We start from the raw sequence: 26,009 nt of genomic DNA, 5'->3' as shown, positions 1-26,009 counted from the left end.
CGCGATGTGCAAGCGAACCACCGCGCTGCGCGCGGTGGTTGCGCTCCGCCCGCGGGAGCGCTGGCGGAACGCTGCGCGTTCCGCTCAATCCGATTGCTGCGCAATCGGATTGACGCTCCGTCCGCTGCGCTCCCGGAGCTGCGGGACTTCGTCCCGCTGTCAGGCCTCCGCTTCGCTCCATCCTGACGGGGCGAGTCCGCTGCGCTCCTCGCCTGACGGTCCTTCCGGCTGCGCCTCCAGAACCGTTGGGGCCCGCTCGCGCGGGCCAGGCTGGCTACGAGGGAGAGGGCCGATCGTGCGGGTTGGAGTGTAGTGAGTGCATCAGATTGAAACAGCATGTACCGTTGGCAGAAATATAGGTCTCCCTCACGGCCACTCGGAATCCCTCCATCAATTCCGATAGGAAGGGCCATGATGGCCGGTTGTCCTGAATCTACCGGACCAGATCCCGCGCTGATCAGCGATTCTGTACGCCGGGTGACGGAGTACCAGACAGCGGGCGTGAAGACCCGGTTGAGGCTGTTCGGCCTTCTCCTGGCCCAGAGCGTGGCTGACGACCTGGTGGCCGCGCTGGAAGCCGGGGGCGGTCTCCAGGGCGCAGAGCGAGGTTGTCGAGCTGGACGGGATGGCGCCGGCCTCTCGGGGTGCGCTGTTCGCGGACGAGTGGGACGAAGGCGTTGCGGCGGTGAGCGAAGATCTGGTGGGCATCGCGGATCGGGACGGGGTGCGGCGCGGCGGCAGGTCGGCCGGGGCTGCTGAGTTGGCCATACACATCGCGAGCGTGCGGCAGCGTGAACGGGCGGACCTGGTACGGCTGGAGAGGTTCGCTGAGGGACCGTGCTGCCGGGCACGCACCCGGACACCACCGCGTGGCGCCGGGTGCTGGAGGCGCTGGGCGAGGTCGGCGGTCTGGGCCGGCGCGGACGGTGGAGATGTCCAGCGGGGACGTCATCTTCTGCACGCGCGAGGCCGGGCACCACGCCCCGGACGACCCGCCGGGGTTCAAGCGCGGAAAGTCGGACGGGGCACCCGTCGGATGGCATCTCGCGGGCAGGTCGATTTTGAGTGACGCCGCGTGCGGCCTGCACCCCGCACGCGGCCGTCTGAAAGCCACTAGAATTCAGCATCGGGGAGGCTCGGAAATGTCAGCTATTCAGCTCAAGGAACACCAGGTCGACCAGAAGTCAGCGTTCCGGAAATGGGTGAAATTCTCTGCAAGATCATCTGTGCCCCCGGAGGGGGCGCGCGGCACAATCGTGTCAGCGACCGGTTCAGGCAAGACGATCACGGCTGCCGCGTGCGCGCTGGAGTGCTTCCCGGGCGGTCGGATCCTCGTGACCGTGCCGACCCTGGACCTACTCGCGCAGACCGCCCAGGCGTGGCGCCTGGTGGGCCACCGGGCCCCGATGGTCGCGGTGTGCTCGCTGGAGAACGACCCCGTGCTGAACGAGTTGGGGGTGCGCACCACTACGAACCCGATCCAGCTCGCCCTGTGGGCAGGGTCCGGGCCCGTGGTCGTGTTCGCCACGTACGCCTCCCTGGTGGACCGCGAGGACATCGACGCACCTGTGGGCCAACGGAAGGTCCGCGGGCCGCTGGAGGCCGCTCTGGCAGGCGGGGAGCGGCTGTACGGGCAGCAGATGGACGGCCTCGACCTCGCGATCGTGGATGAGGCCCACGGAACCGCCGGCGATCTCGGGCGGCCCTGGGCAGCGATCCACGACAACGCCCGCATCCCCGCCGACTTCCGGCTCTACCTCACCGCCACCCCGCGCATCCTCGCCGCGCCCCGGCCGCAGAAGGGCACCGGCGGCCAGGAGGCGGAGATCGCGACCATGGCCGACGACCCGGACGGCACCTACGGCGCGTGGCTCGCAGAGCTCGGACTCTCAGAGGCGATCGAGCGCGAAATCCTCGCCGGATTCGAGATCGACGTCCTGGAGATCCGCGACCCCTCCCCCGTCCTCGGAGAGTCCGAGGAGGCGCGGCGCGGCCGGCGCCTGGCCCTGTTGCAGACCGCGCTCCTGGAGCACGCCGCCGCGCACAACCTCCGCACGGTGATGACGTTCCACCAGAAGGTGGAAGAGGCCGCGGCGTTCGCGGAGAAGTTGCCGGAGACCGCTGCCGAGCTCTACGTCAACGACGCCACAGGCGACGACCTGGCCGCCGCCGACAAGCTGCCCTCGTCGTCGATCGACGCGGAGTTCTACGAGCTGGAGACCGGCCGCCACGTCCCGCCGGACCGGGTGTGGTCGGCGTGGCTGTGCGGCGACCACCTCGTAGCCGAACGCCGCGAGGTACTCCGCCAGTTCGCCAACGGCATCGACGCCACCGGACGCCGGGTCCACCGCGCCTTCCTCGCCAGCGTCCGCGTGCTCGGGGAAGGCGTAGACATCACCGGCGAGCGCGGCGTGGAAGCCGTCTGCTTCGCCGACACCCGCAGCTCCCAGGTAGAAATCGTCCAGAACATCGGCCGCGCACTCCGCCTCAACAAAGACGGCACCACCAAGATCGCGCGCATCGTCGTGCCGGTCTTCCTGGAGCCTGGCGAGGACCCCACCGACATGGTCGCCAGCGCCAGCTTCCGGCCCCTCGTAGCCGTACTCCAGGGCCTGCGCTCACACGATGAACGCCTCGTCGAGCAACTCGCCTCCCGCGCCCTCACCCACGGCAAGCGCAAGGCCCACCTCCAGCGCGACGAAGACGGGCAGATCGTCGGGGCCGGCAGCGAAAGCGACGGCGAGGACCAGGAGCAGGACGACACCAACGCCGCTGCCGAAGCAGCCCTGCTGCACTTCTCGTCGCCGAGGGACGCGGCGACCATCGCCGCGTTCCTGCGCACCCGGGTCTACCGGCCCGAGTCGCTGGTGTGGCTGGAGGGCTACCAGGCCCTCCTCCGCTGGCGGAAGAAGCACCACATCACCGGCCTCCACGCCGTCCCCTACGACACCGAGACCCAGGTCGGCGTCACCAAGGACTTCCCCCTCGGGCGTTGGGTGCACCAACAGCGCAAGGCGCTGCGGGCCGGGGAACTGGAGGACCGGCGCAAGGAACTGCTCGACGCGTCGGAGGCCGGGATGGTCTGGGAGCCGGGCGAAGAGGCATGGGAGGCCAAGCTCGCCGCGCTGCGGTCGTTCCGGCGGGCCACCGGGCACCTCGCGCCGCGTCAGGACGCGGTGTGGGGCGAGAGCGAAGCCGACGGCCTGGTACCCGTCGGGCAGCACATGGCCAACCTCCGCCGCAAAGGCGCGAAGAACGGCCTGGGCAAGGACCCGGAACGAGCCGCCGTGCGCGCGGCGCAGCTCACCGAGATCGACCCGGACTGGGACTGCCCCTGGCCGCTCGACTGGCAGCGCCACTACCGCGTACTCGCCGACCTCGTCGACGCCGACGGCCACCTGCCCGACATCGCCCCCGGCGTACTCATGGACGGCGACGACATCGGCAAGTGGCTCCAACGGCAGAAGAATCCGGCCATCTGGACGCAGCTGTCCGCGGAACAGCAGGAGCAGCTGTCTGCGTTGGGCATCACACCCCTCGAGGCTCCAGCCCCAGCGGCCGCGGCCGGTCGCACGGCGAAGGGCCCGAGCAAAGCGCAACAGGCCTTCCAACGCGGCCTGACAGCCCTCACGCAGTGGGTCGAACGAGAAGGCACCCACCGGCCAGTACCAAGAAGCCACAGCGAGCAGATCACACTCGACGGCGAGACAGAACCGGTGACCGTCAAGCTCGGCGTATGGGTCACCAACACCAAAACCCGCCGCCACAAGCTCAGCGCAGACCAGCTCGCCGCACTACGGGAACTGGGCATGCAGTGGGCGTAACGCAGTCCGGCCGTCGGGCCGTTGAACCGGACGGATTCCCACAGCACGCAGGGACCCCAGGCCGCAGATGCCCGGGGTCCTGCTGTTTCATCTCGGGGCGAAGACCGCTCTCGCGATACGGGTCAGAGCCGATGCCCTGTCCCCAAGTGGCTCTTTCTGCGCGACTCGTTCTGACGGTCGTCTGCCGCGCCGTGGAAGGCCTTGGGCTGGGGAACGCCGGAGGGCTCCCGCCGCTGGATACGGCGGGAGCCCTCCGGCGTCCGAGTGAGGTGGGGATCAGTCCTCTCGCCGTACGACGGTGCGCATGGGGCGCGGCCGGATGACGCGCCGGGTGGCGGAGTGCTGCAGGGACTTGGCGGTGATCTTCTCGCGCCTGCGGCCGGCGTCCAGGACGCGGCGGGCCTCGAGCCACTCGTGGTACTCGGGGTCGCTGGAGTCCATGAGGAGGCCGGCGAGGATGCCCTTGACCGCGTCCTCGGTGGGCAGGATCTTGCCGCTGAGGGCCTCCGAGATCGTGCTCTGGGAGATGGGGACGTGGGCCTCGCGTGCGCGGGAGACCATCGTCTTGTACGGGGGGTTGCCCCGCCACAGGCGCAAGTCGCCCAGCGCGATGGCGTATTCGGCCTGGTTCACGACGTGGGTGGGTCGCTGGCGCTGGTATGCGGCGCGCTGGGTGCGGTCGACGGGGACGCCGGCGGCCTGGCGCTGTCGCTCGTTGGCGTACATCTCCCACATGGGGCGCCACTCGTTGGGGTCCTCGCCGAAGGCGGTGAGGTACTCCACCATGGTCTGCCAGGACGGGCAGCGGTTGGGGTCGGTGGCCCGGGACAGGGTCGCCGTCGACAGCCCGGTGATCTTGCTGATCTCCTTGAGGGTGAGGTCTTCGGGGCGCAGGGCGGCGAGTTCTTTGGCGAGCCGGGCGAACTTGCCGGTGATCTTGGTGTGGTCGCGCCTGGGACGTGCCATGGTCGTTCCTCCCTTGAACCGGGAGTGCGGGAGGCAGGCGCACCGCGGGGTGCGCCTGCCTGCCGCACGTCTCAGTTCGCCCCTGCGGGCTGGTCGCCGGCCGGGGCCTGGGTGGAAGGGGGGACGCGCTCGTCCGGCGTGAAGGCCGGGTGCTGGGCCTCACGCCGGCGCCGGCGACGGGCGCGGCGGTCGGCGATCGCGTAGGCGGCGACGGTGGCCGCGGCGCTGGTCTTGCCCGCCGCGACGATGACGGCCGTGGCCGTGGTCGAGTCGACGCCGGCGTGGATCAGGCCGAGCGCGGAGGCGCCGGCCAGGGCGAAGGAGCCGACCGCGATGCCGATCTTGGTGAGGATGCCGGGGATGCGGTTACCGGTGAAACCGAAACCGGTGTGCGCGGGAGCGTCTATAACGCATCCCCCGGCAGGGGAAAGGGGGCGGAGCCCGCTCCAGTTGGTGATCATTTTCGGTGCCTCCCTTAGGCGCCTTACTCTCTGGTGACCCGGACGAACCCCGTCCGTTTTCTTGCTGCACGCCGGGTTGCCCTCCGACGCATAAAAAGAATCGCACGGCCGTATACAGGACGACAAGTTCCTCTTCCAGCAGTCCGTAATAATGCTGCGAGTGATCATCACCAGCAATGTGGATCTTCACTGGATTCGTGGCCCATGCTTTTTTCCTGACGTCCGTTCAAAACCCGGATCCGGGGATCCGGGTTGACCGGAGGTCGGAAGTATGTGCAGGCCAGAGCGTAAGTGGAGCTGTAAAATCCACTTAATCTACCGCTTCTGGAAGCGGGGTAAAGTCCAGTTCGAGTGGATCGAAATGCGGGAAGTAGGCTACGCGTAAAGCCGGTCCGCCGAATCTCTCGCGCCCTAATCCCGTCAACACCTGCCTGCCTCCCCGTGAAGGCGTCACACTCGTCCGGGCGAGGAATTGAGACCGGATTCATTTCCCCCACCAGCAGAGATTTATTTTCTGGTTTTTCCATGAAAAAAGAGCCGCGGAAAATGAGAGATTCGGCAGGTCAGGGCGTTTTCCGGAATTCGTTTTTTCACGGCGTTCGGGTTTGTCCAAAATTGAGGTCTCACCTTGCAAGTAATCACTGACAAGTTCAGCCTTGAGACCACGAACTGCCAGGAGCGCCCGCTCCCGGAGGTTCGCCCTGAGGCGCCTTACTCGACCCGGACAGGCGCCCGTCCACCTGGCCATTGCCCTGGCCACGGCCGCGGTGCGCAGCCCCGCTGTGTGCCGCTCCGACTTGAGAAGACCGTTCAGCAGCAGCAATCCGCCCCGCGCAGCGCCGGGCCGGCGAGACACGACAGGCGAAGGAGGACAGCGGCATGGAGACACCAACCGCCCTGATGACAGTGGTCGTACTGGCAGCCACCACCGCTCACAGCGTCCTTCTGCCCATCGCGCACCCCTCACCGGGCACCCGGCTGGCCCGCACAGGCGCCGCCCGGCGCCCCTTGCCCTCCCCCGGCTGGTCCGGGCCAGGACGAGGACGACGCCGATGGCCCGAGCAGCTCCACCCAGGGAGCGGCCCCCGCAGGCGGCCCAGCCGGCCGTAGCGCACCGGTCCGTGAAGGCCGCGTCCCGCCGCCGACGGACACTCTGCTGAACCACCCCCGGCTGCCCCCACCGCGGACAGCCACCCGCCGGGCACCACAGCGCCACGCTGCCAAGCCCCGGCAAGGCCCGTGAGGAACAACCGGGCACGCACCCGCTGCGCCACACGGGCCGCATCACCTGCCTTGCGGAGCAGACTCCCCGCGCGCCAACCCCGCCCACGCACGCCGGCCGCAATGCCCCCACAGGCCGCGCCCCGGCGTCCGCCCGCACCCAGCCCTCAGGACGCACCTGGGCCAAGGCACCAGTCACGCCTCCTGCCGCAGGACCTGGCGCGCCGCCCACCCCTGTGAGCACTCTCAGGCCAACAGGCCGGTTGCAGAGCTCCTTGCGGCCACTGAGGGCCTCAGCAAGCTTGTTCCGGAGCCTTCTTCCGCAGGAAAGCCTCTGCAGGCTTCCGCTTGCCCGGCGAACTCCCTCGCGTGCAGCGCCAGACGCTCAGACGCCGCCCCCCTGCCCGCCACTTCCTGCCTGGCCGGCTACTCAGCACCGGAAAACAGGACCCACCGGGCCTGTTTCCGACGCCGGCCCAGCCCCGCGCCCCGCACGCCCTCACACAGCCCAGAAACCGCTCAGGGCCTCACGTCAGCCTGCACCCGCCAAGGGCTCCAGAAGACGCCTCGCCCGCACTCCTCAGCAGCTGCTCTCTCGCGCGCCCGCCGGCCACCGCCGATGCCGGCAGCGCCCCCAGCTGGCGTCCTCTGCTACCCCGCCACCAGACCCCGCTGCCGTCACGTGACGACGCCGGTGTGCCCTCCGCCGTCACCCCGCAACGCCCCCACATCAGCATTGAAAGCGACTACACGCGTCAGAGACAGCCACATGCGCTCAACAGCCGCTTCGCGCCCGACTGTTGCCCTTGGGCCGGCAACCACCCCCAACCGGCCTCTCGCCTTCTCTGCGAACCATTTCCTTTCCCCGCCATCCGCTTCCCGGCCGGCCACCGGCCCGCTGCACGGGCTCAGTTCTTCCACGACTTTCGGATACCTTCACCCGATACCGGCACGCTCTCCCGCATCCCCTCGCAGACCCCTCTGCCCCGCAGCCGACTCTCGCCGAGCCGCCGCGCCGCGGCGGCTGCGTCCGGGCATGCGGCACAACCAGTCGCTGCCGACAACAGACCACGAGGCAGGCAGAACAAAGCCAGCAGGGCACCAAAACGCCGAGACCAGCGGCCATTGCGCGGCGGGGCCGAACCAACCGGCCAAGGCCTTCTTGAGAGCACCTTTTGCAAGGAAAAGGCAGTGGGGGCGGTCCCATCGGGACCGCCCCCACTGTTCACGGACCCGGCGCCAGACCCAGACCGAGGGCCTGCGGACACGTCTGCGGAAACCCTCGCGTGGTCGTCAGGCAAGGCGGCTGAAGGCCCAGCGCAGCAGCTCCTGGTCCACGCGGGGGCGGCCGGTGCGGGCCAGGGCGGTGCGGGTGTGGGCGGTCAGCTGGGCCCAGGCGCGGAAGTTGCCGTGTGCGGCGTGGCTGTCGGCGAAAGTGATGTCGTCGGGGTCGGCGTCGGCCCAGACCGGGTGGAACAGGGGGATGGCCTCGAGGACTTCGCTGGGGGTGAGGCGGGTGAAGTGCTGCCAGATGAAGATGCGGGAGGAGAGCATCGGTTCGCGGCGCAGCACGGTGTGGCATCCCTCCCCGCCGACGAAAATAATCGCGAGCTGGGTTGAGGGTTCGTCCCACAGATAGCGGAAGTATTCGAACGCCTCCCCGTTGAGCCACTGGGCCTCGTCCACCAGGAAGGTGCGAGGGCGTTCAGCCAGAGCGGTTTTCAGCAGACGGTCGAATTCGCTGGGGTGGCGCGGCGGTTCACCGGCCAGGTCGAGCGCGGTGAACAGTTCGTAGCGCACCGCGCGGGCGGTGGGCCGGGCACGGAAGGTGATCTTGCGGACGTCCTCGCTGGGTTCGAGTGCGCGCAGGCAGGTGTTGACGGCGAGGGTCTTGCCGAAGCCGGCGCCGCCGTGGATGCACATCATGGCGCGGGCAGCGGCGGTATCGGTGATGTTCTCCCGGGCGGTGAGCAGGGCGCGGGTGGTGACCACGGACGCATCGGGCAGGTCGACGTACTGGTAGGTGGCCGCGGTCACGTGGCGTCTCCGTCTTCAGCGGTCTGTGCGGTTGGGCCAGGCGGGCCGTCGGCGGCCGGTTCGGCGGGGAGGGGAGCAGGCCGGCCGGGCGCGGTCCGGGTGGCGAGGGAGGGCGGGGTGCGCCAGTCGGCCGGTGGCGCGGCGGGCGGGATGAGGTCCGGCAGCGCCAGCTTCGAGGCGTCGGTGTGCTCGATGGCGGCCAGTTCGTGCCCGGCTTGAGCGGAGGTGAGAGCTCCCAGCCGTTGGGCCGGCCCGGCCGTGGTGGCCGGGGCGAAGCGCTGTCGGCGCAGCGTCTCGGCGGCCTTCACCTCGGCACGCAGACGTCGGGCACGCTCCGCACGGGCTGTGCGCAGGGCATCGAGTTGTTCGGGGGTGGCCGCGTCCGCGAGGTGCGCGGGCCCGAGATAACCGCCGCTCGCGCCACAGATGTCGATCTCGTGATCGTGGTGTGGCATGTAGCGCACCGTGACGGTACGGCCGGCCTGTCCGGTCATCCAGGGGGCGATGTAGGCGCGCCCGCGCCACCGCACACCGTGGCTGGTCAGCTTCCGCGGACGGCCGTCGTCCTCCAGGGTGAACGTCCACAAGTCGGCGGCAGGGACGTCCGTGACGGGAGTCGGATCAGCCTGCCATGCCTCAAGCGGCGTACGGCCAGACAGCGCCTTGGGACGGTGCTCGGTGTTCCACCAGTGGGTCCAGGCCAGCACCTGCGCGGTGAAGTCCTGAAACGACATGGCACCGGAAGTCTCCGGCCTGCGGCCCGCGCCTTTACGCCGGCCGGAGCGGGGCTTGGTGAGGGTGAGGCTGTAGCCGGGCAGGGCCGCGAACAGCATCCGGTCAACCGCTCTGTTGAGGTTTTCCACCGTGCCCTTGAGATAGGGGCTGTAAGCGGGAAGATCCTTCACCGTCACGCCCATCGTGCCGAACGCGGTGGTGACGGTGGTCGACAGGAAGTCCTTGCCCCGGTCCACCCGCACCTGCTCCGGTGTCCCTCCCGCGGGGCCGTAGGGCTCCTCACGCAGCACAGCGGCGCGCAGCGCGGCCAGCACGGAGGCACGGGAAGGAACGCCAGGGGTGACCGCGGTGCCGGTGATGACTTTGGTAGCGGTGTCGATGAACCAGGTCACCCACGGGCGCACCAGGTCACCGTCGGCATCGACCAGCAGCGGTGCCTGGACATGATCGGCCTCCCACACATGATTGCGCCAAGAAGCCGGACGCTTGCCGAAGACGTCATGCGCGCGGGCCGCATCCGGTCCCGTCGCAAGACCGGCCCGCTCCCCCGCGGTGAGATCACGACGCACCGCGCGCAGGAACGTCGACAACGACGGCACCGGGTCCAGCAACGGCACCGCAGCCGGCGGGGCGCCCGCGGGAGAAGCCGCGGAGTCAGACGCCGCCGTCGGCTGCTCTTCACGGCCGCCGGTCCGGGCCCGGGCCACCAACTGGCGGTGGACCGCTGAAGCGTTGCCGTGCCAGTACGCCAGCAGCACCCGGATCTCCCTGGTGACCTCGAACCGGTCACCGCTGCGTTCCCCGGGGCGGATCGCGGCCCGGGGCGACCGGGAGGCCTCAGCCAACCACCGCCACACCGTCCGCTCCGACACCCCCAGGCACTCCCCGGCCAGGCGCACATGCTCCCGCGACAGCCGCCGCTCGGCGCGCAGCGCCAGCAGACGACGCACCGCCGGCGCCCGCAACGCCGTCAGCGACTCCTCCCCCAAAACACCGGCCGGATCCTCCGGCGGCGCCAACCGCTGCCCGTCCACGCCATGCCCCTTCGTTCTCATCCGCTTTCCGTGAAGCCCGTCTTCGCTCACTCCGTCAAAACAGGTGAAGGCCCCCCGCACACGAGCCCTCCGAGCAACGCGGACCGTCACGGGTAGGGGCCAAGACGCGCGCAGGCCTGCTCGATCAACTCCCGGTCCACACGCCTTGCGGGGCCACGCTCGCGGGCTGCGTAGACATGCGACGTGATCTTCGCCCACGTGCGGAAATTGCCGCGCGCCATCTGCTCATCCGCCCGCGCAAGGTCCTCCGGGCTCGCCTGCGCCCACACGGGATGGAACAGGGTCAGCGTCTGCGGTACTTGAGACGGCTCAAGCCGGCCGACCTTGTGCCAGGTCAGCACGCGCGAGCGCAGCGCCGAAGCACGCGCCAGGGCACGCTCGCTTCCAGCCCCACACAGCACCAGCGCCGCCGCACAGCCCGGCGCGTCCCACAACTGCCGCAGATAATCCAGCAATGGCGGCGTCAGCCGCTGGGCGTCATCGAGAAACAGCACACCCGGCTCAGCCAGTGCCCGCGTCAGAGCCTGGCTGGCCGGCCCGGCCCGGTGCGGCAGCGCCCCCGACGGCAGCCCGAGCCCTTCACACAGCGAGGCCCGCAACTGCGGCAGACCGGGCGCCACGCCGGCCACCACCCGCCACACCGGCACCCGGCCGGGCAGAAGATGCAACGCCTGCTCGACAGCGACCGTCTTCCCCAGGCCCGTATCCCCGTACACACAGCACATCCCGCGGGCCGCGACCGTATGCCCCACAGCCTCCGCCACAGCGGCCACCTGCCGCGTCGACACCAGCCGGGCCCCCGGCACATACAACCGCACACCGCCGCCCCGCACCCCCGCATCCGCAGCATCCTCCGGCACCGGCACATCGGCGGACGGCCCATCGACAACAAGCGGACCACCCGCCCCGTCCACGAGCCCCAAATCCGCCAGCGCCCGCTCATACCGGCTCGGCTCCAGCCCCACCCGAGCCCCTGCCGAACGAGCAACTTCAAGAACCCGGCCCGCCCCCAGATCCCGCTTGATCACCCGGTGCAGCGTCGGCAGCGAGGGCACACACCGCGCACCCCACCCCTCCAACGCCCCCTCTTCCTGGGCCCGGAGCATCCTGCGCCGCAACTCCGCGACATTCCCGCCCGCCTGAGCGAGGACCTCCCACAAAGCGTCACTCAGCGAAAACCCATCCTGCCGCGGCCGCGCCTCGACATGCCCCCGACGCCCATCGGCCAGCCACCGCCACACCGTCCGCTCCGACACCCCCGCCAGCTCCGCCGCAATCCGCACATGCAACCGCGACAGCGTCCCCTCCCCATCCACCGCAAGAAGCCGCCGCACCACCACACCCCGCGCCAACGGCACACCCCCCGCCGACACAACCCCAGCCGACCCCGCCCGGAGCTCACCCGCCGAAACCCCCTGAACCGTCACACGGCCCAGCCCACCCAACCCCGCCAACCCCTCACACAGGAACAACGAAACCCATGACAGCCAGCAACCAACCTGCTAGCCACACCACAACAGCCGCTTAGTCACCCCATGACAGCGACCACAACCCCACCCCACACCCCCTACCAGGACACCCACATCACCAACCCACTGACGCCCACCACTGCCACCCCAACGCCCAATCACACCTTCCCTGCTGCGTGACGTGGGTGTTCAAGTTGTCCCACACCAAAACGACGGGACCGCCGCCGCGCTGCTGGTGTGCGGCATCCAGCAGGGGGGCGTAGTCTGCCGCCGCCTGTACCCGAGTGTCTGGGCTGCTTTCCAGCCTCCTTCCTGACGGGCTTGCGGCACTTCAGAGCCGCGATGGGTGCGCAGCTCCATGGACTCAGTCCGCGCGGTTCTCGGCTTGGGCCGACGCCGGGGAGGACTTCTCGTACGCCGCCTTCCACTCTGGTTGCCGCGCAGTCAGTTCCTCGCAGGCGAGGAGGAATCCGCGCATCTGTTCCTCCCTCGTCGGAACGGTGCGCGCCTGGAGATACATCCGGGCGTACGCGGAGCTCTGTCAGACGGGGTGAACCGGCCGGTCATGTGGCGGTCGTTCTCCCGCGCCACGACCGCGGTGCCGGCGGCGTACTGCTGCGTGCAAGCCGCTGCACCCCGGTGGCACGCCGTCATGGCGGACTCGGCCCCGAGAGCATCAGCGACGTCATCATCCGGCTGGGCAAGTGGGCCGAGCTGAGTTTTGGGCTCATCGGCCACTCCACCGCCCCGGCGGCGCCACCAGCTCCAAGCGCGCCGGTAGCGGCCGCTCCGCCACGGCCGGGCAGGGCAGCTGAGTGCCCCGCAGTGCGGTCATGGAGGGCTACTTCGAGGAGGGCGTCGGGCTGGGAGGACACAGCCGTGATCGGCTTGCTGTAGTCGGCAGGGCCACGGCTCCGTTCCGTCCCGCGCGGTGTGTTGCGCTCCCTCCTGCGGCTTGCGTTGTTTGGTTGCGCTGCCGCTCCGCTGCAGCGCCGGGCAGCGGAGCAGGAAGATTTCTGGCGTTGCCCATGTGATGGGATCGGGCTGGCACGAGCGGCCGGCCCGGGCGCGTCAGCGGTCGTGTGGCCTTGCCCCCGGCTCTGTGCTCACCGGGCTCAAGGAGTGCGCCGTACTCCTCGCCTGGCAGGTGGTACGCGCAGTCAGGCCCGGCGTCTTCGGGCGGCATGGCGTTTCGTTTCTCCGATATGGCCTTTCCATTCACACGGGCGGTGCCTCGGGGAAATCGCTGATCACGCCTTCATTCAGGGCGGCTATCAACGGCGCATGGTCAAAGCTGTCCTGCGCGGCCTTGCAGCCGTCGCTTTCGCCGTTCCCGTCGCGGTCTCCGTCCCCGCTCACGCTGCCGAGACTTGGCCCTTGACCGAAGCCGTCGCCCGTCTGCCCGTGGCCACCGGATTCCCGCGATGGATGCGACCGGAACATGTTCCGCCATGGGACACGGGTGACGGCCCGGCCGACGGCTGCAACACTCGCGCCGAGTCCTCATCCATGAAGCGGTCGATCCGCCCGCCGTCGGGGCCGGCTGTCGTGTGGCCGGCGGGCCGGAGCCCGGTCCCTGCTGAGCGTGGGGACCGGGCTCCTTCTGTGGTGCGAGGACGGGTCAGGCCGGCCGGGCCTCTGTCCCGGGGGCAGGTAGCCTCACTGCGTGCGGGTGCGGGCGTGCAGTTGATGCGCCGTCACCTGGGGCCCGGGGCACAGCGAGTGCTCAACGATCCGGCCGCCGACGTGAAACGCTCGGCTGGAAAGACCCAGCCGAGCGTCTGTCCGAGCTGCTCGTGGACTGATCAATTCTCCGCGGTGCTGCAACGACCCTTGAGGTTTGCCGTGCGGGAATTGCTCGTGGTCGCGGTCCGGCGGCCGCTAGCAGGACCGGGTGTCCGGGAGCACGTTGTCGGGGTAGTCGATGTAGTAACTGGCCATCCAGCCATCGAAGTTGGGTGTGATGATGTAGACCCAGTACGGGTTGCCGCCCACGGTCTGGCTGCCGATCTTCTGGCACCAGACCTCGAAGGAGACGCCCGGGTTCACCTGCCCCCGGATGTTCGGGCAGTTGGCCGTGGATGGCGACATGCCGCAGGTGGTGAGGCTGGCGTTGTTGTGGCGTACGTTCACGTTCGTGGCCCAGGTGGAAAAGGCGCGCTTGATGGAGACATCGCCTTCGCTCTTGCCTGCGACCGCGGGCCGGGGGCCGGACGTCACGGTGTCGGCGGCCCCCGCAGGGACGGTGGCGGCCGCGGTCTGCATGTGAGCGGCGTCGGCAAGCGGTGCCATCGCGAACACCGCCGCCAGCGCCATCAACACGCCGAGAACTGCTTTGCGCATCACAACTCCTTAATCGAAGGGACAAAGGGACAACCTGATCCCGGTCCTGCCGCTCCTGACGAGCGCCCTCTCCGGGCGGCCGGGCGGGCGGCTGTGGGCCGCAGCGGACGGTGGCCTGTCAGCAGTCCGGGACGTTGCCGATCCCGCTGGGGGGTCGGTGCGGTAACCGGCCGGACGGTCGCCGTCGCGGCCCGCGGTGAGCACCCGTACCCCCGTGACGGGTTGCCGCCCACGCTCGGTGCGCCCTGCTGCCGGCAGCACCCCACATGGGTTGAACCGTTAGCGGTGAAGGGCCGGCCACGTGTCCGGCGACACGCCCGGCAAGCTTCCTCTGCGGTGAACAGGGCGGCCGGCAATCCGCCTCTCCTGGTATGCGGCTCGCACCATTCGGGTGCCCGGATCCATGGCGCTCCTCGCGACCGGGACGACAGGGGCGTCGTACGCGCAAGACTAGAAAGGCGCGGGCGGAGAAGGACCCTGACAGATGTCAGGGTCCCAGGCCCTGCTGGGGGGGCTGCGGATCGAGGGCCGGCCGGCTTCCGCCCGGTCACCGCTCCGCGCGAATGGGAGGGCCCGCCAGCGAGCTGACGTGCCCTCCCACAACGTCGAGCCAACGTGAGCGCCCTTGGGGAAGCCGCCCGTACCACCGCAGCAGGAAACCGTCGCGGTCTGGTCGGCGCCGGCGAACGGCGCCACCGCGAACACGACCGCCGCTGCCCCTCGAAGCCGGCCCCCGGCCGTAGCACGTACCCCTTGCCAACGTGCTCGGGCGAACAAGGCACTCCCCCGGCTCAGCGCACAGGGTAGGCGGGCAGGGCTCCGCAGTGAACGACTGAGCCACCAGTCGTTCGACCTGCGGTGCGACATGGACGTCACCGGTCACGCTCGCCACCAGGCCCCGCGGCGTCGGGACCTGACCAAGCGCACGATGGGCCCGGACCGAGCGGTCCGGGCCCATCGTGGGTGACTTCTGCTGCTCTGGATCGAGTCGGTCGTGTCACTGGGAACGGATCAGCGCATCGCGTGCACCCTGTCGTGGGGGGTGCCCTGCGCGCGGGCGCGGCTGCACACTCGCCGCCGCGGGCGTCCCGGCTGTCCCTGATCCAGGACTGGTTCCCAACGCTGCCGCCACAGTCACCTGCCCTGTCCGTATCGCCTCGGGACAGGAGGCCGGCAGTCCCCTCTCGACCCGTGAGCAGACGGCCGGGGTGAGAGGGAAGGGAGGGCGTCTACCGCCGTACCGCGGCCCGACAGTCAGGACCCGGCTTAAAGGCGGCGGGCCGGGGCCCGTCTGCCGGGCGGGCCGGGTTGTCGCTGCCGCTGGGCCGGCGTGGGGGTCAGTGGTGGTCGTGCTTCCTGTCGACGGCCCGGAAGCTGCCGACGAGCGCGAACGGCACCACGCTGCCGTCGAAAACGACCGTTCCGGGGATTGCGCTGCTGGAGTCCCCGCGCCCGATAGTCGCAATTGCGGCACCGTTGTCGCAGGTAATTCCGGTGAAGAATTCGATCCTCTTGTCAGTTTCGTTCCGGACGTTGAAACTGGTCGCCGGACTACTGATCACAGCGATGCACTCGCCTCCCTCGACGGAATACGTCCGCTCGTTGACATAGACCCGTTCGCGGTCGTCGTCGTCCCTCCAGTCGCCGTGATCCGACCGCCCGTCGTGGCCCGTCTGCCCGTTCCCTCCCGTCTGGCCGTTCCCGCCCACGTCCCCTCCCTGAGGCAAGGAGGCAGCGGCCTCCTGCACCGACGCGGCGGACTCCGGTACGGAATTCGAAGCCGACGCATAATTCACGGTGGTTGCAGCGACGACGGTGATGCCCACCGACAATGCGATCCCGACCACGGTACGCGTACGCATTCCGGTTCTCCCTCTCGCAGGCATTTCGTTTTCTCCATCTCTCAGGGATGCCAGCCGACCCGGCCGCCTACGAAAGAACCTACTCACGCCGAAAACTGTCGCCACTTCAGAAATCCATGACAGACACCGCAAAGGGGCCGATCGGGCGTTCAAGAACCCGGAACGGCACATGTGACGGACCATCAAAAAAGTGGAAGCAGAAGCGACTTGGCCGCACCATGGGGCCATACGGGTGACCTGACTGACACCCCGTCACACTTCTGCGCGCGTGTCGGGCATTGACAACGCGCCGCACGACGACTAAGACGCCACCTTCGGACATCGGGATCTGCCCTGATCAGCGCCTCACAGCAGGAACTGTAGCGGGCACACACAGCCGCCGCGGACAGACTTGCCGAAGCCGCCGCGGGAAGGTCAGATCGCGCGCAGTCCAGTCGCAATCGCAGTCGCAGTCGCAGTCGCAGTCGCCGCAGCCACGCAAGGGGAGCTGCCAGAGACCAGGACCATGACATCCCAGGCAGCCGACGACAAGTCAGAACCCGCAGCCACCACCGGAGCGGGGTGCCATCACCCCAGGCCCGACAATCCGCGCTGTCGAAACCCCGAACCCAGCCCTGGCCCAGGAGCGGCCCGGCGCACGACACATGCCCCGGCACGGAGACGCCGTGGGCGCCGCCGCGGCTGTTCCTGTGCCGCGGGCCCCTTGGCCGTCCCCGGCACAGGACTGAATCCAGGCATGCCGCCCTCACCGGTCTCACCGCAGGGTCCCAAGCCGGCGGTGGCCTGCGCGCCCGTCATCGGCTCCCAGCCGAGGCCGTGCTCACCCAGCCCCAGCCGTGGCGGCGGCCCCACCCCTCCTCGCTCCACCCGCAGCCAGCCCTCAGGACGGCGCCGCCCGCGCTGCCGCCGCCACTCTCACCCAAGCCACCCAAGCCACCGCTGCCCCCCAGCCACCCCAGCCACCGCGCCACCACTGCCACCACTGCCACCGCTGCCACCCGTGATACCGCTGCCACCCGTGATACCGGTCGTGGCGGTGTGGAGTTGGCGGCGTCGGCGCCCACCGCCGTCTTCGCCCGACACAGGAGCGGCCACCGGTACTGCTGCGGGAGCCGGCACACCACAGCAGGCGCCGGCGCGGTGCTCATGCATCCAGCCCCCAGCTCCAGTCGCAGGCGCAGACGCAGGTGCAGGTGCAGGCGATGCCGGCCCGGCAGGCAGCCTGAGGAACTCGGCAACAAACCGACGACCGGTGACCGCCGGGGGCCGATTCCAACAGGGCCCGCCAAGCAGAAACCATCCGCCGCGCCGCCGGACTCGCGCCCGAACAAGGTCCCGCCCGCTCCCCCACAGGCCCGGCGATGGCCGGCTACGTCGGCCTTGCGCTGAGCGGAGGGCGAACGCGTCCCCCGGCCACAGAGCTCCGGTGTTGCGACAACGTCAGGCTGCGGGGCAGACGGCGGCCCGGTGAGGTGACCGGTCGTCCGCCTGGCGATGGCGTTCTCGCGGCGGCCGGCCAGGGAGGTGGTGCGACGCCGGGCACGAGCAGCTGAACCCGCAGCAGAGGAACGGCCGAGTGGGTGCGGCGGCTCTCAGCCCCGGGCCTCGGTGCAGTCCTCACCACTCAGGCGCACGTCCTCACCACGCAGGCGCACGTCCTTGCGCACCCACACCGCGCGGCCGTGGCCGGCCGGCGCCGCGGCCAATTCCGCGACGCCCCGCCAGGCCCTCGCGGCTGCGCAGGAACGCGGCTTCGGCACGGCCGCCGGCTCCCCGGCCGCCGTGCCGAAGTACGCCGGCCAGGAGCGAACCGGCGACCGTGCCCGGGCCGGCAACGACGGCGGTGAACATCAGAGATCCTCCCCGAGCAATGGCGAGCCGGATCGTCGGCATGACACCTGAACGCAGGTGCCGAGCACCCTGCACGGGTGTGCCGGCGCACCGCAGTTGCCCCCCCCGGGGGGGCGCGTCGACCTGCGAGTTGCCGTGACCCAGGCACCACAGCTGTCACTGGCGAAGCACTTCACTCCTCACCAGCCGGCGCGAAGCAGGCAAAGTGGCGCCGGCCACCCTCGCGCAGCGCCGCGCCGTCCTGCGCAGAGGCGCCAGGTCTGTGCCGAGAGACCTTGAGCGGCACCGCTCGAGTCCGAGCGGCACATCAGCCGGTCACAGCATCCGCACCTCGGTCTGCGGGAGCTTCGCCCACCAGTGGTGGTAGCGGCTGTAGACCTCCGCCTCACGCTCGCCGAGGAGCGCCCTCAGGGACTGGGCCTGCGCGGCCAGTCCGTCCCAGGTGGCGGGCGACAGGGAGTGGAAAGCCGTGGCCTCGATGCCGCCCTCCACCGGACGCCACACACCGGCGACATAGCCATCCACCAGCAATGCGGGCAGTACGTCTCCGTTCCTGCGGATCACCAGGGGACGGTAGGCCGGGGGTATCACCCGGCTGCGGTCGTCGTAGGCAAGCAGGACGCTGTCCCACATCGCCATGAGCCGGGGCGGGGCGGGCGTGTCCGCGGGCGGCCGGGAGGCGCCCGGCAGGTCGAACAGCGTGCTGCCGCCCGGCCCCTGGATCTGCTCGATGGCGCCGTCCAGAGCGGCCAGCGCCTGGCGGACGGGTGCCCGCTGCACCATGGCGAACTGCGCCACGTCGGCCACCGACGCGGGCCCGAAACCTTCCAGATAGCGCAGAATCAGCCTCTGCAGCGCCTGCGGATCCACCGCCCGCCCCGCAGGGACCGTCCCGGTACCCGCCGCGACGAACGACGGCCGCAGGCCGAATGACCACGGCCCGCCTGTCGGGGCATGGTGCAGCGGCGCGTAAGCCTTCAGCCCCCACCACGCCCCGTCCTTCCTCCCGGCACCGAGCCGCTCCCCGACCCACGCCTGCATCTGTGCCGAAGTCCGCGGCCGGCAGGCGAAAGCCAGCAGCTGCGGCACCAGTTCGTCGGCGTCCGCCGGAGTCAGCCCCGCACCGGCGAAGCGGAAACCGAGCCGAGAAGCGTACAGAGTGGGCTGCATCGCGGCGCGCAATACCGGGTAGTCCCCGGCATGCACGGCGTGCAGGGTGATCCGCATCAGGGTCGCCTTGACCACCGCACGCCCGGTGAAGGCGGCATCGAGTTCGGCCGGAGCAAAACCTTTGATGCGGTTCCACAGCGCCAGATACGGCGAGGCCGGGTGCTGCGCCTGGAGCGCGACCACACGCCGCACCGCGTCGACCACGGTCAACGGCTCACGCTCCAGCAGCAGCTGACGGCTGAGGGTCGCCCGGTTGAGTCCACGCGCGGTGATCACAACCCGGCAGACTACCGTCCCGCCCCGCACCAGCCACAGCCCCGCCCCCGCTTCGGCGACAGCAATCCCCACCCGTCAAGGAGGTCCGTCAGGGCCCGAAATACCGTGCCTCAGAACGGCACCGGACTGCCTGGCAGGCAGGCGGTTGCAGCGGATTGCCGTCGCCCGCGCGTTCTGCCGTGATGCCGCGATGCTCACGCCGGACGAGCCCACGACGTGCCCGGGTCTACTCGCCGAGCAAGCCACGGCCACGAAAACACCGAGATCCGCGAAGCGGCGCGCGGCCAACGGACCATCCGTCACGGGCAGGGCCACCCGGTACGGGCCACCACCCCCCTCGCGCACCACCAGGCCATGCAGAAGCAGTGCGCCGCCCCGGGCCGGCGACGGCTGTGCCCCGGCCGGCCGCACGGCGTACCACGCCTCTCGCCGATGCTGCCGGGCAGTTCTCCGCCGTCGACGAGTGCAAAATCTGGAAGGGCGCCTCGTAGTTCACCGACGCCATCGACCAGCTGTTCCGCTACCTGACCCACTACGACCGTTACGCGGTGCTTCCACTGTTCATCTATGCGGCCCAGCCGGCGCCAATCGTGGAGAAGGCCACTCAGTTGCTGGCCAATCACCCGCGCTGTGTCTCCGCCGCCGTTCCCGACCACGACGGTCGCCAGTACAGCTTCGTGCTGAGGTCTCCCTCGCCGACGCCGTGGGACGTGGAGGTGGCCCTGATTCCCTTCGTGATCAACTAGGCGAAACTCAACGCGTGCGCCCGCATGGGGTCGGGGGCGCACGCGCGAGCCCCGCCGGGTCGAAGGCACCGATCGGGCAGCGGCTCATGCCAAGGTGACGTCCATGCCACCCTCGGCCAGGCTTTCAAGGACTGCGGTGAAGAGGTCGTGGGGCTGGCCGTCCGGTGTGAGGGCGTGGGACAGGTGCCCGCGCGCGGTCGCGGCGTCTCGCCAGAGCAAGGCGGCGGGGGCGGTGTAGCCGAAGGTGCCGCGCAGGCAATCGTCGAGGGCGGCGAGGCAGCCGCCGAAGTAGCCGCCGGGTCCGTTGACCGCCTCGCCGAGCGCCAGATAGAGAGCTGGTTCGTCGGTGATGTACCGGCCGTCGAGTTCGTAGGCGTGGCCGGCTGGCCGGTCACGGTGGGATCGTCGGCAGGCCCGCTCGCGCACAAGGTCATGCCAGGCCCCGCGGCGGCGGGTGTCGAGGCCAGCCCAGGTGTTCACGGCGGCCGGTGGTCCAGCGAGCCACCGCTCCCAGATCGGCCGAGCATATTCGGGGACCGGTGTGAAGCGACCTCCGTCGAGCTCAAGGTCAATCAGGTCCGCTCCGCAGGAGGATGGGCGCCAGGCGCTGACCGTGGCCCACAGCACCCGATCAGTGAGCAGCTCGCCTCGGCCGTCCCGTATTTCCAGCGCGGCCTCCTCCAGATCCAGCGCCCGCCGGGTGCCCTTCGTCAATGCCGCCCTGAGCTGATCACTCTGCGCGAGCCCTCGCAGAACAATTGGTGCAGGCATCTGGTCGGGCGACAGGATGCAGGTGAATTCCCGGCAGGAGCCCAGCCAGCGATGCCCGTCGTGTACGCGAACGCGACCCCTGTACCTCTCGGGCGGACCTTCGTAGTCGTCCAGGCCGGTGAGCACCAGACTGTCCGTCCCGGGGGGCTGCCCCAAACTCTCCGCGTCCTCCAGCAGCCAGGCATCGAACGCCTCGTCCTGCGGCACCAGCCACACCCTGCTGCCGGCCCAAGCGGGCACGCCGGATCCCTCCGGAACCCAGCCGAACAGCTCGTACGTCCCGCGCTGGGATTCTCCGAACAGCCCCTCCACCTCGGCGCAGACGCCCCAGACATGGCCGTGCTCCGTCTCGGTCAGTGCGTAGGGCGTGATCCCGCGCTCCTTCTCGTCTTCATGCACAGCGGAAATCATGCCGCGACCGCGTTCGGACGACGAGGCCAGGGCCGCAGGGGTCGTTCCTGACTGACGTCGCACGTGTCGGTGTCAGTCGGAACGACTCGATGTCAGCTATCTCGAGAAGTCACCCGGGTGTGGCTGAGTGCCGTAGTTGGCCCGTTTCGCCCACTACACGCTCACTCTCCTCTTGGTAGGGGGTTAGTCGCCACAGAAATCACTGTTCCCTGAGGTGGCCCGGACAAGGTGCTGGGCCGCAGTCCGCAGGTGTGCCAGGACCGCGTCGTCCGCGTCCAGGGTGTACGCGGGCGGGAGTATGGCCAGGGTTTGGGCGATGCGGGCAAGGGAGTCGTCCGAGGCGTCGACCCGGCAGGTGGTGTTGTCGACGGGGCGTACGCGGGTGCCGAGGCCGTGAGTCCGGGCGTGGACCTGCTCCGCGGTGGCCTGGACGGTGGCGACGGCCCGGTAGCGGGTGGGGGCCGAGGCGAGGCGGGCGGCCACGAAGTCCGCGGGGGTGCTGTCGCCCGGTAGGGGGCGGGGCGGCAGGCGGCGGCCCGTCGGCGTGGGGTGTGTGATGCGGTCCAGGCGGAAGATGCGCCAGTCGTTGCGGTCGGTGTCATGGGCCAGCAGGTACCAGACGTTGCCGGAGGCGACCAGGTGCTGTGGTTCGACCCGGCGGGTGGCCGCCGTCCCCGCCCTCGTCGCGTAGTCGAAGGTCAGCACCTCGTGGTCACGGCATGCCACCGCCAGCAGGGCGAGGAGTTCGGGGGCAGCGCGCGGGCCTGCGGTCTCCCAGGCGATTCCCGAGGCGGCGGCCTGGAGCGCCGAGACCCGGCCGCGCAGCCGGCGGGGCAGTACCTGCTCCAGCTTGGCCAGGGCCCGCACGGCCGTCTCCTCGATGCCGCTCAGGCCGCCCGCCGCGGTTCGCAGGGCTACGGCGATGGCCACGGCCTCCTCGTCGTCCAGCAGGAGCGGCGGCAGGTCGGTGCCGGCGGCGAGCCGGTAGCCGCCGGCGTGCCCGCGGGCGCTGTCGACCGGATAGCCCAGGTCGCGGAGCCGGTCGATGTCCCGGCGGACCGTGCGGACGGTCACCTCCAGCCGTTCGGCGAGGTCCGCGCCGGACCACTCCCGGCGGGTCTGGAGCAGCGACAGCAGTCGCAGCGCCCTGCCTGTCATCTCGCTGGTCATGACCTCCACTGTGACCGAGTCAAAGGACACCTCCTGTCCTGAAAGGACTCTACGGTGGACCTGCCCAACCCGACCACATCAGGACAAACGGGATATCTATCGTGAAGATCGCAGTTCTCGGTACCGGCGGCGGCGCCCGCGCCCACGCGGCCAAGCTCCTTGACCTCGGCCACCAGGTCTTCGTCGGCACCCGCGCCCCCGAGGCCACCCTCGCCCGCACCGAGCCCGACATGATGGGCAACATCCCCTACGGCCAGTGGCTCGCCAGCCACCCCGGCATCACCCTGTTGACCTTCGGCGACGCGGCGGCCGCCGCGGACAGTCTCGTCATCAACGGCATCGACGGCCACAACGCAGTTGGCGCCCTGTCCGCAGTCGCCGAGCAGCTCGCCGGCAAGACCGTCGTCGACTACGCGGTGCCGTTCGTCTACCAGCACGAGACCGAGCACCCCTGGCCCACCCCGTGGGGCGTCATGCCCAAGCTGGACCCGTGCGACACCGACAGCCTCGGCGAGCAGATCCAGCGGGCCCTGCCCGCCACCAAGGTCGTCAAGAGCTTCGTCACCCAGGAGCAGACCACCGTGGTCGACCCGAAGGCGATCGGCGGCGGCGACCACACCATGTTCGTGGCCGGCGACCACGCCGACGCCAAGCAGCAGGTCACCGACCTCCTCAAGGCCTACGGCTGGATCGACATCCTCGACGTCGGCGCGCTGGTCGGCGCCCGCGGCCTGGAGATGTACGCCCACATGCACTCCGCCATCGGCTTCGGCCTCGGCCAGCAGTTCGGCGGCCACTTCGGCATCAAGGTGGTGCGCTGAGCCCGCCATGACCCTCCTGCTCCGCACCACCGCCGACCAGCGCCGCGCCCGCCTGGTCCACCGACAGCCACTCGCCCCCGCCGAGCGCGTGGACACCGCACACGAGGTGGCCCGCGCCCTCATCGGCCTGCACGCCACCGACCCGGCGACCGTCTTCCTCTCCGCAGCCGCCCGGATGCACGCCCCCACGGCCGACGCCATCGACCGGACTCCCTACGGGACGACGTCCGGCACCGGCACGCCCCTGCTTGAGCGCATCCGGTGCATGCGCCGCACCATGTTGTCGTCCCGGCCGACCTGACCCCCGCCGTACGGTCCGCCACGGCCGCCGACACCCTGCCCCTGCGGGCCGAGGCCACGGACAAGCTGGAGCAGGCCCTCGGCTGGGACCCGCAGTACTACGCCGCCGCGGAACGGGACGCACTCGCCGCGCTGACAGCGCACGGCCAGACGACCGCCGCCCAGCTGGCCGCCGACGTGCCCGCACTGCGCAAGCAGCTGGTGACCTTCCCGGGCAAGCCGTACGAGGCCCGGCAGCGGATCAGCGCGACCGTGCTGGGCGTGCTCGCGGCCGAGGGCCTGATCCGCCGGGCCCGGCCGGCCGGTTCGTGGACCTCCGCGCAGTTCCGCTGGACCCTGGCCGAACCACTGCCGTCCGTACCGGTCACACAAACGCGGGCCGACCTGGCCCGGTACTACCTCGCGGCCTTCGGGCCGGCGACGGCCCAAGACCGCAAATGGCGGCCCGGGCCGTTGCGGCGGCGCAGGCTCCGCAGGTGTCGGCGACCCGCCAGAGTCGTCCGCCGCGCTCGGATGCGAGGAGGAGGCGGATGGGGCCGTCGCAGCCCCGGTGGCGGGGGTGCCAGCGGCAGCCGCGCTCGTGGCACTGGCAGACCCTCAGGTGGAGCGGGACGAGGTCGCCGCGCGCGTGGCGTGCGAGGTGGGCGAGGGCGGCTGAGCGGGCGGAGGCCGCGGCGACCTGTCCGCCCGCTTGCGGGCACTGGTGGCACACGAGGACGAGCCCGCTGGTGTGCGAGCGCAGTTCCACGGTCCAGGCGCGTGGCCTCGCTGGGCATGTCGTGCGCAGCCTCATGGGCGCGTGTTCCTCCTGTCGTTTGCGCGCCGGTCCCGTCCTCAGCTGAGGGGGCGGCCGCCCACCGTAGTGCAGACCTCTGCCCTCTCGCGGGCGTCGTCACCTGGGGAAATAGGGCAGGGGTCTGCACTGACAGGGCAGGGGTCTGCCCCGTCGGATGGACGGGTGACGATCTTGCCGCCCGATCCGGACCTCAACGCGCTGCGGTTGGAGCTCGCGCGTCTGCGGGCCGCTCGGAAGTGGAGCTATGACGAGGTCGCCGCCCGCAGCGGCCTGGCCAGGCGCACGGTCATTGAAATTGCAGCAGTTCGCTCAGGCGCAGCACGACCGTCACGTGCTGCTGCGCATCAATTACTGGGCCCGGGAGGTCCCAGTGTCCGAGCGCACCGGCCAGTGGGTCCGCGTCGTTGAGGACGTGCTGCGTCAGTCGTCCTTCGGTGCCCACGAGTCCTGGGAAGCGGCGCAACTGGCGCGCAGTCTGGTCCAGACGGCACACCCGGATGGCCAACTGCGCCCTGCCGGAGACCGGTTGGGGGTGATCAGCCGGTCCGCTGTGGCCGCTGTGCTCGCCGCGTGCCTGGCGGAGGCCGACGAGTGGGAGATCAGCCTGGTCAACGACCTGCGGGAGATTTCCCTGGCCAATCCGCCGCGCAACGTGCTGTCCAGCCTGATGCGTGTGGTGCTCGATCTGGCCCGGCAGGACGCGGGGCTGGGCGTCCCGCTCTCCGAGCGGCTGCGGGTGCTGGACAACAAGCTGCCGGCCGGCCCGGCGGCCGACCGGCTGCGCGCCGTCCTCCTTGCAAAGAGCTATGACGCCGACCGAGCCAACCCTGTGTCGTCTGGCACCTGGCGGAAGCACGCCTGCGAAGGTGGGAGCCGCATCGGGCCGGTGGCCCCGATGCGGCTCGCAGCTCCGGGAGCGCAGCGGACGGAGCGTCACCCGCCTTGCGCAGCATGGCGGGTGACCTGCTCGCGCAGCGAGCAGCAGCGCTCGCGCGAAGCGTGAGCGCAACCACCGGCGCGCAGTTCGACGACGCCGGTAAGGCAGGGGTGGCAGCCCCAGGTACGCAAGCGCCGGCAGCGCCAGGCCGCCACCACGGGCGGGGTCACGGTGGAGACGCGCCCGGTTCGGCTACACCGCGCCGGTCGGCACGACCGACGACGGACGGTTCCGGCGACTCACCGTGCACCTTCCTCCGCCGTACGCCCAGCTCCTGTTCGACGCCCGCGACGCGGGCGCTGGCGACCAGCAGATGCGTGGGATCATCGCCGAAGGGTTTAAGGACATGTATTCCAATACGGTGGCGCACGTGCCCGGCGTTCCCGGCCTAGCGCAAGGCCCGCCGCGAGTACGAGAACCGGGTCAGCACCCTCGCGCCGGCCGGACCCCGCTGTACCGATGTTTCCCGAGGCCGGACACGGTGACTGTGAGGTCAGCCGTTGGCTTGTCTACAACGGGCTTGACCTTGTTCGCCTGGTCAACCATGCCTTGGGTGACGGTCCCACCCGGACCGGCCTTGATGATGCCGAGGTCGCCACGGTGTCCGCCATGTCGACTCACGCAGGGCTGGTGGGGGGCGCCGTGTCGAGCGGTGGGCGGAACAGGGGATTAGGGGGCGCGCCCCGTAGAGCGGAGGCAGCCGGGGTTCGAGCCGAAGATCGCCCAGGTGAAGGGGAACGGGTCCGGCTACAGAGGCAGTGGTCGAGGGTTTCCAGTGTGCGGCGTT

At 70.2% G+C, this 26,009-nt stretch carries 18 protein-coding genes and 3 pseudogenes; 9 read left to right on the top strand and 12 right to left on the bottom strand.

The window, feature by feature from the left end:
• The first annotated feature begins 1,142 nt into the window (after positions 1–1,142).
• Positions 1,143–3,824, top strand: a complete 2,682-nt coding sequence (locus OHT51_RS42275; protein ID WP_328884191.1) for a DEAD/DEAH box helicase — start codon at positions 1,143–1,145, stop codon at positions 3,822–3,824.
• Positions 3,825–4,100: 276 nt separating this feature from the next.
• Here the strand turns inward: OHT51_RS42275 and OHT51_RS42270 are convergent, their stop codons facing one another.
• The 9 genes and pseudogenes from OHT51_RS42270 to OHT51_RS42230 all read right to left on the bottom strand — a co-directional run bounded on the left by OHT51_RS42270 (position 4,101) and on the right by OHT51_RS42230 (position 15,973).
• Positions 4,101–4,790, bottom strand: a complete 690-nt coding sequence (locus tag OHT51_RS42270; protein WP_328876788.1) for a hypothetical protein — start codon at positions 4,788–4,790, stop codon at positions 4,101–4,103.
• A gap of 71 nt (positions 4,791–4,861) precedes the next feature.
• Positions 4,862–5,251 carry a hypothetical protein gene (locus OHT51_RS42265; RefSeq protein WP_328884190.1) on the bottom strand — a complete coding sequence of 130 codons (390 nt, stop codon included), beginning with the start codon at positions 5,249–5,251 and terminating at the stop codon, positions 4,862–4,864.
• A 2,514-nt stretch (positions 5,252–7,765) separates the two neighbouring features.
• Positions 7,766–8,509: an ATP-binding protein gene (locus tag OHT51_RS42260; RefSeq protein WP_328876789.1), complete on the bottom strand. Its 744-nt coding sequence runs from the start codon at positions 8,507–8,509 to the stop codon at positions 7,766–7,768.
• Positions 8,506–10,194: a Mu transposase C-terminal domain-containing protein gene (locus OHT51_RS42255; protein ID WP_443052681.1), complete on the bottom strand. Its 1,689-nt coding sequence runs from the start codon at positions 10,192–10,194 to the stop codon at positions 8,506–8,508. The genes OHT51_RS42260 and OHT51_RS42255 overlap by 4 nt, the downstream gene beginning before the upstream one ends.
• A gap of 191 nt (positions 10,195–10,385) precedes the next feature.
• Positions 10,386–11,651: an ATP-binding protein gene (locus tag OHT51_RS42250; protein ID WP_328876791.1), complete on the bottom strand. Its 1,266-nt coding sequence runs from the start codon at positions 11,649–11,651 to the stop codon at positions 10,386–10,388.
• 280 nt (positions 11,652–11,931) lie between these two features.
• Positions 11,932–12,033: pseudogene (locus OHT51_RS42245) on the bottom strand (transposase); the annotation flags it as partial.
• Between the two features lie 953 nt (positions 12,034–12,986).
• The gene (locus OHT51_RS42240) at positions 12,987–13,127 is read right to left on the bottom strand and encodes a hypothetical protein (protein ID WP_328884189.1); all 141 of its coding nucleotides are present in this window, start codon (positions 13,125–13,127) and stop codon (positions 12,987–12,989) included.
• A gap of 522 nt (positions 13,128–13,649) precedes the next feature.
• The gene (locus tag OHT51_RS42235) at positions 13,650–14,111 is read right to left on the bottom strand and encodes a hypothetical protein (RefSeq protein ID WP_328884188.1); all 462 of its coding nucleotides are present in this window, start codon (positions 14,109–14,111) and stop codon (positions 13,650–13,652) included.
• Positions 14,112–15,448: 1,337 nt separating this feature from the next.
• Positions 15,449–15,973, bottom strand: coding sequence for a hypothetical protein (locus tag OHT51_RS42230; protein ID WP_328884187.1), 525 nt, complete (start codon positions 15,971–15,973; stop codon positions 15,449–15,451).
• A 1,659-nt stretch (positions 15,974–17,632) separates the two neighbouring features.
• Here OHT51_RS42230 and OHT51_RS42225 point away from each other — a divergent pair.
• Positions 17,633–17,875 (top strand): hypothetical protein, encoded by a 243-nt coding sequence (locus OHT51_RS42225; protein WP_328884186.1) that lies wholly within the window; start codon positions 17,633–17,635, stop codon positions 17,873–17,875.
• Between the two features lie 264 nt (positions 17,876–18,139).
• On the opposite strand, the gene OHT51_RS42220 is transcribed toward OHT51_RS42225, so the two are convergent.
• Positions 18,140–19,270: a winged helix DNA-binding domain-containing protein gene (locus tag OHT51_RS42220; RefSeq protein WP_328884185.1), complete on the bottom strand. Its 1,131-nt coding sequence runs from the start codon at positions 19,268–19,270 to the stop codon at positions 18,140–18,142.
• A 548-nt stretch (positions 19,271–19,818) separates the two neighbouring features.
• Here OHT51_RS42220 and OHT51_RS42215 point away from each other — a divergent pair.
• Positions 19,819–20,016, top strand: a complete 198-nt coding sequence (locus tag OHT51_RS42215; protein WP_328884184.1) for a hypothetical protein — start codon at positions 19,819–19,821, stop codon at positions 20,014–20,016.
• 84 nt (positions 20,017–20,100) lie between these two features.
• Here OHT51_RS42215 and OHT51_RS42210 read toward each other — a convergent pair whose 3' ends face one another.
• Entirely contained in the window at positions 20,101–21,198 is a 1,098-nt protein-coding gene (locus tag OHT51_RS42210; RefSeq protein WP_328884183.1) for a barstar family protein, read from the bottom strand.
• Between the two features lie 183 nt (positions 21,199–21,381).
• The gene (locus tag OHT51_RS42205; protein ID WP_328884182.1) at positions 21,382–22,368 is read right to left on the bottom strand and encodes a helix-turn-helix transcriptional regulator; all 987 of its coding nucleotides are present in this window, start codon (positions 22,366–22,368) and stop codon (positions 21,382–21,384) included.
• A 101-nt stretch (positions 22,369–22,469) separates the two neighbouring features.
• On the opposite strand from OHT51_RS42205, the gene OHT51_RS42200 reads away from it, so the two are divergent.
• From OHT51_RS42200 to tpg, 6 genes and pseudogenes are all read left to right on the top strand, one after another.
• On the top strand, positions 22,470–23,189 hold the full coding sequence (locus tag OHT51_RS42200; protein WP_328884181.1) for an NADPH-dependent F420 reductase: 720 nt from the start codon (positions 22,470–22,472) through the stop codon (positions 23,187–23,189).
• Between the two features lie 7 nt (positions 23,190–23,196).
• Positions 23,197–23,490: a hypothetical protein gene (locus OHT51_RS42195; protein WP_328884180.1), complete on the top strand. Its 294-nt coding sequence runs from the start codon at positions 23,197–23,199 to the stop codon at positions 23,488–23,490.
• Positions 23,451–23,912, top strand: a pseudogene (locus OHT51_RS43450) (DNA glycosylase AlkZ-like family protein); the annotation flags it as partial. The gene OHT51_RS42195 and the pseudogene OHT51_RS43450, both read left to right, overlap by 40 nt.
• A gap of 535 nt (positions 23,913–24,447) precedes the next feature.
• Positions 24,448–24,693 (top strand): XRE family transcriptional regulator, encoded by a 246-nt coding sequence (locus OHT51_RS43445; RefSeq protein WP_443052680.1) that lies wholly within the window; start codon positions 24,448–24,450, stop codon positions 24,691–24,693.
• Positions 24,581–25,288 carry a hypothetical protein gene (locus OHT51_RS42185; protein WP_328884631.1) on the top strand — a complete coding sequence of 236 codons (708 nt, stop codon included), beginning with the start codon at positions 24,581–24,583 and terminating at the stop codon, positions 25,286–25,288. Before OHT51_RS43445 ends, OHT51_RS42185 begins: the two co-directional genes overlap by 113 nt.
• Positions 25,289–25,321: 33 nt before the next feature.
• A pseudogene (tpg, locus tag OHT51_RS42180) lies at positions 25,322–25,574 on the top strand (telomere-protecting terminal protein Tpg); the annotation flags it as partial.
• Between the last annotated feature and the right edge of the window lie 435 nt (positions 25,575–26,009).

This window comes from Streptomyces sp. NBC_00299 (genome assembly GCF_036173045.1).
In the GTDB taxonomy this organism is placed as follows: domain Bacteria; phylum Actinomycetota; class Actinomycetes; order Streptomycetales; family Streptomycetaceae; genus Streptomyces; species Streptomyces machairae.
This window is presented reverse-complemented; position numbering and strand designations above follow the sequence as displayed.

Bases quoted from the DNA above. Each gene is read 5' to 3' on its own strand.
- OHT51_RS42275 (WP_328884191.1), top strand. From the start codon at position 1,143: ATGTCAGCTATTCAGCTCAAGGAACACCAGGTCGACCAGAAGTCAGCG.
- OHT51_RS42270 (WP_328876788.1), bottom strand. From the start codon at position 4,790: ATGGCACGTCCCAGGCGCGACCACACCAAGATCACCGGCAAGTTCGCC.
- OHT51_RS42265 (WP_328884190.1), bottom strand. From the start codon at position 5,251: ATGATCACCAACTGGAGCGGGCTCCGCCCCCTTTCCCCTGCCGGGGGA.
- OHT51_RS42235 (WP_328884188.1), bottom strand. From the start codon at position 14,111: ATGCGCAAAGCAGTTCTCGGCGTGTTGATGGCGCTGGCGGCGGTGTTC.
- OHT51_RS42230 (WP_328884187.1), bottom strand. From the start codon at position 15,973: ATGCGTACGCGTACCGTGGTCGGGATCGCATTGTCGGTGGGCATCACC.
- OHT51_RS42210 (WP_328884183.1), bottom strand. From the start codon at position 21,198: ATGATTTCCGCTGTGCATGAAGACGAGAAGGAGCGCGGGATCACGCCC.
- OHT51_RS42205 (WP_328884182.1), bottom strand. From the start codon at position 22,368: ATGACCAGCGAGATGACAGGCAGGGCGCTGCGACTGCTGTCGCTGCTC.
- OHT51_RS42195 (WP_328884180.1), top strand. From the start codon at position 23,197: ATGACCCTCCTGCTCCGCACCACCGCCGACCAGCGCCGCGCCCGCCTG.